At 59.5% G+C, this 7,333-nt stretch carries 6 protein-coding genes; 2 read left to right on the forward strand and 4 right to left on the reverse strand.

Annotation, left to right across the window (positions count from 1 at the left end):
- Positions 1 to 66: 66 nt before the first annotated feature.
- Together ACIQ47_RS04330 and ACIQ47_RS04335 are read right to left on the reverse strand one after the other, a co-directional pair.
- Positions 67 to 1,500, reverse strand: coding sequence for an aldehyde dehydrogenase family protein (locus ACIQ47_RS04330; RefSeq protein WP_296292534.1), 1,434 nt, complete (start codon positions 1,498 to 1,500; stop codon positions 67 to 69).
- A 120-nt stretch (positions 1,501 to 1,620) separates the two neighbouring features.
- Positions 1,621 to 3,690, reverse strand: a complete 2,070-nt coding sequence (locus ACIQ47_RS04335) for a sodium-translocating pyrophosphatase (protein WP_296292533.1) — start codon at positions 3,688 to 3,690, stop codon at positions 1,621 to 1,623.
- A gap of 218 nt (positions 3,691 to 3,908) precedes the next feature.
- Here ACIQ47_RS04335 and ppa point away from each other — a divergent pair, with 218 nt between their 5' ends.
- The gene (gene ppa, locus ACIQ47_RS04340) at positions 3,909 to 4,445 is read left to right on the forward strand and encodes an inorganic diphosphatase (protein ID WP_296292532.1); all 537 of its coding nucleotides are present in this window, start codon (positions 3,909 to 3,911) and stop codon (positions 4,443 to 4,445) included.
- A 126-nt stretch (positions 4,446 to 4,571) separates the two neighbouring features.
- On the opposite strand, the gene ACIQ47_RS04345 is transcribed toward ppa, so the two are convergent.
- A complete protein-coding gene (locus tag ACIQ47_RS04345) occupies positions 4,572 to 5,633 on the reverse strand; it encodes an STAS-like domain-containing protein (RefSeq protein WP_296292531.1) in 1,062 nt (353 codons plus the stop codon).
- A 265-nt stretch (positions 5,634 to 5,898) separates the two neighbouring features.
- Between ACIQ47_RS04345 and ACIQ47_RS04350 the strand changes: the two genes are divergently transcribed.
- Positions 5,899 to 7,089, forward strand: a complete 1,191-nt coding sequence (locus ACIQ47_RS04350) for an ATP-binding protein (protein ID WP_396437005.1) — start codon at positions 5,899 to 5,901, stop codon at positions 7,087 to 7,089.
- A 118-nt stretch (positions 7,090 to 7,207) separates the two neighbouring features.
- Here the strand turns inward: ACIQ47_RS04350 and ACIQ47_RS04355 are convergent, their stop codons facing one another.
- Positions 7,208 to 7,327: a hypothetical protein gene (locus ACIQ47_RS04355; RefSeq protein WP_396437008.1), complete on the reverse strand. Its 120-nt coding sequence runs from the start codon at positions 7,325 to 7,327 to the stop codon at positions 7,208 to 7,210.
- Positions 7,328 to 7,333: the final 6 nt, after the last annotated feature.

Below are 7,333 nucleotides of genomic sequence, written 5' to 3' on the forward strand. Positions count from 1 at the left end.
TGTGCCCGAGCCGCCACGCCTTTGCAGGCCGCATGGTCAAGACAGGCCAGCACCGCTGCGGGCGCTTTAACCGTGCTGGATCGCCACGGTTTTGAGGGTGGTGAAACCCAGCAGCGCTTCAAAGCCTTTTTCGCGGCCGTAGCCCGACGATTTGACGCCGCCAAAGGGCAGCTCCACACCGCCGCCTGCGCCGTAGTTGTTGATGAACACCTGGCCGCTGCGCACGCGCTTGGCCATGCGGAATTGACGTCCGCCGTCACGCGTCCAGATGCCCGCCACCAATCCAAACTCAGTGGCATTGGCCAACTCCACGGCGTGGTCTTCGTCGGTGAAGGACATGGCCGACAGCACCGGACCAAACACTTCTTCTTGCGCCAGGCGGTGCATCACCGGCACGTCGCGCAGCAAAGTGGGGGCTTGGTAAAAGCCGCCCGCAGGCACGCCCGCAGCAATTTGCCCTTGGGCCACAGTGGCGATGCCATCGGCGCAGGCCTGGTCCAAAAAGCCGGTCACGCGCTCCAACTGGCTGGCGCGGATCAAAGGCCCCAAGTCCAGGTTCATCGCGGCCGATCCCACTTGCAGGCGGCCAAAGGCTTCGCCCAGGCGCTTCAAAAGTGGCTCGTAAATGCCCTGCTGAATCAAGACGCGCGAGCCCGCGCTGCAGGTCTGGCCGGAGTTTTGCACGATGGCGTTGACCACCACCGGAATGGCCGCGTCCAGGTCGGCGTCGTCAAAAATGATCTGCGGGCTTTTGCCCCCCAGCTCCAGCGTGACGGGGCAATGGCGCTCGGCGGCCACTTGCTGAATGAGCGTGCCCACGCGGGGGCTGCCGGTGAAGCTGATGTGGTCAATGCCGGGGTGGCGGGCCAGCGCATCGCCCACCTCGTGGCCGTAACCGGTGACGATGTTGATGGCACCGGGCGGAAAGCCCACCTCGGCCGCCAATTGCGCCACCCGGATCAAACTCAGGCAAGCGTCTTCAGCGGGCTTGACCACGCAGGCATTGCCAGCGGCCAAAGCGCCGCCCACGCTGCGCCCGAAAATCTGCATCGGGTAGTTCCAGGGGATCACATGGCCCGTCACGCCGTGTGGTTCGCGCCAGGTCAGCACGCTGTAGCCGTTTTGGTAGGGCAGGGTCTCGCCGTGCAGCTTGTCGCACGAGCCTGCATAAAACTCGAAGTAGCGGGCCAAAGCCAGTGAATCGGCAGCGGCCTGTTTGGTGGGCTTGCCGCAGTCGCGCTGCTCCAGCGCGGCCAGCTCGGCGGCATGCTCGATCACTTTTTGCGACAGCTTCATGAGCAAACGACCACGCTCCATGGCGCTCAGCTTGCCCCAGGGGCCGTTGAAGGCGGCTCGCGCCGCCACAACAGCGGCATCGATGTCGGCCGCTTGGCTGCGCGGGATCTGATCGAACACCTGCCCGTCAGACGGGTCGAGCACGTCAATGGTTTGGCCTGCCAGGGCGGGAACGGATTGGTTGGCGATGAAATTCATTTGCATGGGGCTATTGTGAACCCGGGCAGGATTTTGAAAATCACCCACGGGACATCGACCTTTGCGGCTCAGCCGGGCACAAAAAAAGGCCCGCCAAAGCGGGCCTGTCAAACCTTGCAAAGAAGATCAGGTGCCGTGAACCTGCATGACCAGAGGCACGATCAAAAGCGCCACGATGTTGATGATCTTGATCAGCGGGTTGATGGCCGGGCCAGCGGTGTCCTTGTAAGGGTCGCCCACCGTATCACCGGTCACGGCTGCCTTGTGGGCGTCTGAGCCCTTGCCGCCGTGGTGGCCGTCTTCGATGTATTTCTTGGCGTTGTCCCACGCGCCGCCGCCGGTACACATCGAAATGGCCACAAACAGGCCGGTGATGATGGTGCCCATCAACAAGCCGCCCAGCGCCTTGGGGCCCAAGATCAGGCCCACCAGCACCGGCACCACCACGGGCAACAGGCTTGGAATGACCATTTCCTTGATGGCGGCCGTGGTCAGCATGTCCACGGCCTTGCCGTATTCGGGCTTGGCCGTGCCTTCCATGATGCCGGGGATCTCCTTGAACTGGCGACGCACTTCCACCACCACGCTGCCTGCAGCGCGGCCCACCGCTTCCATGGCCATGGCCCCAAACAGGTAGGGGATCAGCCCGCCGATGAACAGGCCAATGATCACCAGAGGATCGGACAGGTCAAAGCTGATGGCCTTGCCGTAGGCCTCGAGTTTGTGGGTGTAGTCGGCAAACAGCACCAGCGAGGCCAGGCCTGCCGAGCCAATGGCGTAACCCTTGGTCACGGCCTTGGTGGTGTTGCCCACGGCATCCAGCGGGTCGGTGATGTCGCGCACACTGCTGGGCATTTCAGCCATTTCGGCAATGCCGCCCGCGTTGTCGGTGATGGGGCCGTAGGCGTCCAGCGCCACCACGATGCCGGCCATGCTCAGCATGGAGGTGGCTGCAATGGCGATGCCATACAAGCCGCCCAAGGCGTAAGCCGTCCAGATGGCCAGACAGACAAACATCACAGGCCAGGCCGTTGAGCGCATGGACACGCCCAGGCCAGCGATGATGTTGGTGCCGTGGCCAGTGGTCGATGCTTGCGCGATGTGCTGCACCGGGGCGTATTGCGTGCCGGTGTAGAACTCGGTGATCCACACCAGTGCCGCGGTGAGCACCAAACCGACCGCGCAAGCCCCAAACAGCCGAATCTGCGCCCCACTGCCACCCAAGGCGTTGTCGGGCATCAACCAGGTGGTGACAAAGTAAAAGGCGATCAAGGACAGCACGCCCGAGATGGCCAGGCCTTTGTAGAGCGCGGGCATCACATTGGTCATCCCCGGCGTGGCCTTGACGAAGAAGCAGCCAATGATGGAGGCGATGATCGACACCGCGCCCAGGGCCAGCGGGTACAGCACAGCCTGACCGGGTGCTGCGGAGATCAGCAATGCACCCAGCACCATGGTCGCGATCAGGGTCACGGCATAGGTCTCGAACAAGTCGGCGGCCATGCCGGCGCAATCGCCCACGTTGTCGCCCACGTTGTCGGCGATCACGGCCGGGTTGCGCGGATCGTCTTCGGGGATGCCCGCTTCCACTTTGCCCACCAGGTCGGCCCCCACGTCAGCGCCCTTGGTGAAAATGCCGCCGCCCAGTCGGGCAAAAATGGAGATCAGCGAGGAGCCAAATGCAAAACCGATCAAGGGGTTGAGCAAGGTCGCCAGATTTTTATCAGGCGTGAGGTTGCCGTTGCCCACCAAAAACCAGTAAAAACCGGACACACCCAACAAACCCAAGCCCACCACCAGCATGCCGGTGATGGCACCTCCCCGAAACGCCACGTCCAGCGCCGGGCCAATGCCTTTGGTGGCGGCTTGGGCCGTGCGCACGTTGGCTTTGACCGACACATTCATGCCGATGAAGCCGCACGCGCCCGAAAGCACCGCGCCGATCACGAAACCGATGGCGGTGATGCCATCCAGAAAGATGGCCATCAGGATGGCCAGCACCACGCCGACGATGGCGATGGTTTTGTATTGCCGGGCCAGATAGGCCGCAGCACCATCCTGAATGGCCGCTGCAATTTCCTGCATCCGGGCATTGCCGGCATCTTGAGAAAGGATCCACCCTCGGGCCCAAATGCCATAACCCACGGCAATCAGACCACACACGAGCGCCAGAATGAGCGCTGAATTTCCTGTCATCGTTGTACTCCTCGATGGTTGTCGCTGAACAGAGGGGCAACGCACTGGAGACCCCTCCATGGCGTTGCTTCCTCGATCACCGAAACCGGAGAACGATTGGCCAACGGCACATTAAAGAGGCTGGATCACGATCTGCGCAAGCCTTGTGAAAGTAAAATCGGGGTTAATCCCTAGAGATCTTCGTTTTTTATTTAACTTTTCACCCCGAGACCTGCAAGATGTCCCTCGACAACGTCACCCCCGGCAAACAAGCACCCGAGACCTTCAACGTGATCATCGAAATCCCGATGAACGCCGATCCGATCAAGTACGAAGTGGACAAGGAAACCGGTGCCCTGTTCGTGGACCGTTTCATGACCACGGCCATGCACTACCCCACCAATTACGGCTACGTGCCCCAAACCCTGTCTGGCGACGGAGACCCGGTGGACGTGTTGGTGATCACCCCTTACGCCTTGCACCCCGGTGTGGTGGTGCCCTGCCGCGCTTTGGGCATTTTGATGATGGAAGACGAGGCCGGTATCGATGGCAAAGTGGTTGCTGTGCCGACCAGCAAAATTTTGCCGATGTACGACCACTGGCAAGACATTGCGGATGTGAACGCGATGCGCCGCAACGCGATCGCCCACTTCTTTGAGCACTACAAAGACCTTGAAAAAGGCAAGTGGGTCAAAGTGCTGGGCTGGGAAGGCAAAGAATCCGCCCACAAGGAAATCCTGGATGGCATCACGGCTTACAACAAAACCAAGGCCTGATGCGGCTGGCTCAAGGGCTTCTGCCGGAAGCCGTTGAACCTCCAAAAAACGCCTGCCCGGTTTGCGCCGTGCAGGCGTTTTTTTATGGGTGGGCATTCAGCGCTTGTTGCTGCGGGTGGTGGTGCTTTAACCCCTCTCGCCCCCAAACAAACGCACCAATGTGGCCACCTCGGGAATCATGCCCATGGTTTTCAGGCGGACGTTGGGGTGGGCTGTTGCAAACACGCGGAACACCTCGTCCACAAAAGCCTGGCCCACATGGACCACGCCTTCAAAGTCGAGGATCACCGTCTTGAACTGGGTGGCGCGGTTCATCACCCATTTGGCTTGCGAGCGCGACACCAGCTCACTGCTCAGTTGGGCCAAGCGCACCGGGATTTCTGTGGTGTGAAAGGCCTCGCCGGGTTCGGCATCGCCCACGTTGCTGGACTCAAAATATTTGAAATACACATCATTGCCCGTGCGGGTGCTGTCCAGCGCAATGGCCATGCGCACCACCGTTTGCGCTTGGGCGGGCTTGAGCTGCGCGCTGGCATCGATCCAGTCAAAACGGGGCAGTGGTGCACGGGCCTCATTCGGGTCAAAACGCAAGCCGAACGACTCGATGGCAAAGCCGTCCATCATGCGCGACGACACAAAAATGCCCATGCCCGAATGGCCCAAGGGCGCGGTGGTGTACTTGCCCTTGGCCAACTCCAAAATGGCCAGGCGCGGGTCAAACAAATCGGCGGCTTTGGCGATCTTGCGGAAGATCCCTTCGCCGTCATCACCCACCAACATGTGCAGTTGCCCGCCCTGCACATGCATGCCCATCACCACCTGCTGCCCGTTGGAATGGTCAAGGGCGTTGTTGAGCATTTCGGTGAACGCGGTGTAAGCCAGGTTTTTGACGTTGGGCTGCAGGTCTGCCAGCAAAGCCGCCAAATGCTGTTCCCACACCACCATCTCACCGCCGCGCCGCACGATGTCGGCAAGAGGTTCCACCCGCAGCCAAAACCGCTTGTCGCCCAGGCTGTAAGTTGGCCGGGTGCCCGTGCCGTGGCGCTGCAGATAGCCCGCATCGGCCAGCTTCTTGATGCGCCGCGAAACCGCCACCCGCGTCAAGCCCGTTTGCTCGGTCGCTGCGGTCGCCATGGCACCGCCTTGGGGCGCACAGCTCAGGATGATTGCATCGTTGATGTCCGGCATTTGTATAGCAATTAGAAAATTTAAAGATTTTCATTGTATATCACGAGTATTTTTATTGAGTATTAATGGTGTGAATTCACGGTTTTAACCCAAGCCCCCGCATCGCGCATAAAAAAACTCAGCCTGCTTGCCTCGTTAGTTTCCCAAATTTACGCCACTTAATACCCAAATTTTTGAAGTAATTTTCCCGAATTTCCGCTAGCATCTGGGCATGACTGATCCTGAAATATTCCCGCGACGCGTTGCGCCTCACGTCCTTGAAGCCATGAGCGACACCCCAGTGGTACTTTTGGTGGGACCACGGCAAGCGGGCAAAACGACGTTGGTCAAGCAGATCGCTGCCGACAGCGGCCAATTCCGTTATCTGACCCTTGATGACGCGCTCACCCTTTTGTCGGCCCAAGAAGATCCGGTGGGCATGGTCCGCAGTTTGGACCGTGCGGTGATTGACGAGATTCAACGCGCCCCAGGCTTGTTGTTGGCCATCAAGAAAAGCGTGGACGAAGACCGTCGTCCAGGGCGTTTTTTGCTCACAGGCTCAGCCAACCTGATGGCACTGCCTACAGTGGCCGATTCTTTGGCCGGGCGAATGGACACTTTGTCACTCCTGCCTTTGTCACAAAGCGAAATTTCTGGGCAGACCGCCAACTGGCTAGACCGCGTGTTTGCGGATCGCCTACCGGCTGTAGGCTCAAGCGTCCGAGGCGATGACTTGGTGGCTCGTGTGCTGCGCGGCGGTTACCCGGAGGCGTTGACGCGATCCACCGACAGGCGTCGCACTGCCTGGGCGCGTCAGTACCTCGCGGCCATGGTGGTGCGCGATGTCCGCGACATCGCCAACATTGACAAACTGGATCAATTGCCACGTTTTTTGCGTGCCCTGGCTCAGATGGCTGGGCAAATATGCAACTACTCGCAGCTCGGCGGCCAAGTGGGCATCGACCACAAGACAGCCGCCAAATATCTCGGCATCTTTGAGCAAATGTATTTACTCAAACGCGTGGATGTTTGGGCGCGCAATCGCCTCAAGCGAATGGTCAAAATGCCCAAACTCCAATTCATCGATGCCGGTCTGCTGGCCACGCTGCTGGACTTGACCGCTGAAGAAACCCAAAAAGACAAAACACGCTTTGGGCATGTGCTGGAAACCTTTGTCTATGCAGAATTGCTCAAGCACGCCAGCACGGCCGAGGGCGACTACCAACTGCTGTACTACCGGGATGCCGACCAGGTCGAAGTCGATGTGGTGATTGAAAACGCCGCAGGTCAGGTGGTTGGGGTTGAAATCAAGTCATCGGCCACCGTCAAAGCAAGCGACCTGCGCGGACTGCGAAAACTCGCCGGACTGGCAGGGGCTGATTTCAAAATGGGCGTGCTGCTTTATGACGGCGATGAAACCCTGCCGCTGGGCGACAACATCTGGGCGGCCCCGTTGTCGACACTTTGGGGGACGTGATATTTCTCACACACGCATGGCCAGTTGCCTAATTGTCGCATCCCATGTTTATTTTTATTTTTTCGAATCAAGGGTAAGAACTTTTAGCCATTTAACAAATCAATTTGCGGGGTGCAACTCAAGCCACCAACGCATCCAACGCCGTCACATCCCTGAACACCACATCCTTTGACAATGCAAAGTGTTTGCGGCCGCAGGCGATCTTCAGGTTTTCGGCTTGGCGGCGGTCCTGTTCCACGGTGCT

The sequence above is a fragment of the Limnohabitans sp. genome (assembly GCF_044373035.1).
Classification (GTDB): domain Bacteria; phylum Pseudomonadota; class Gammaproteobacteria; order Burkholderiales; family Burkholderiaceae_C; genus Limnohabitans_A.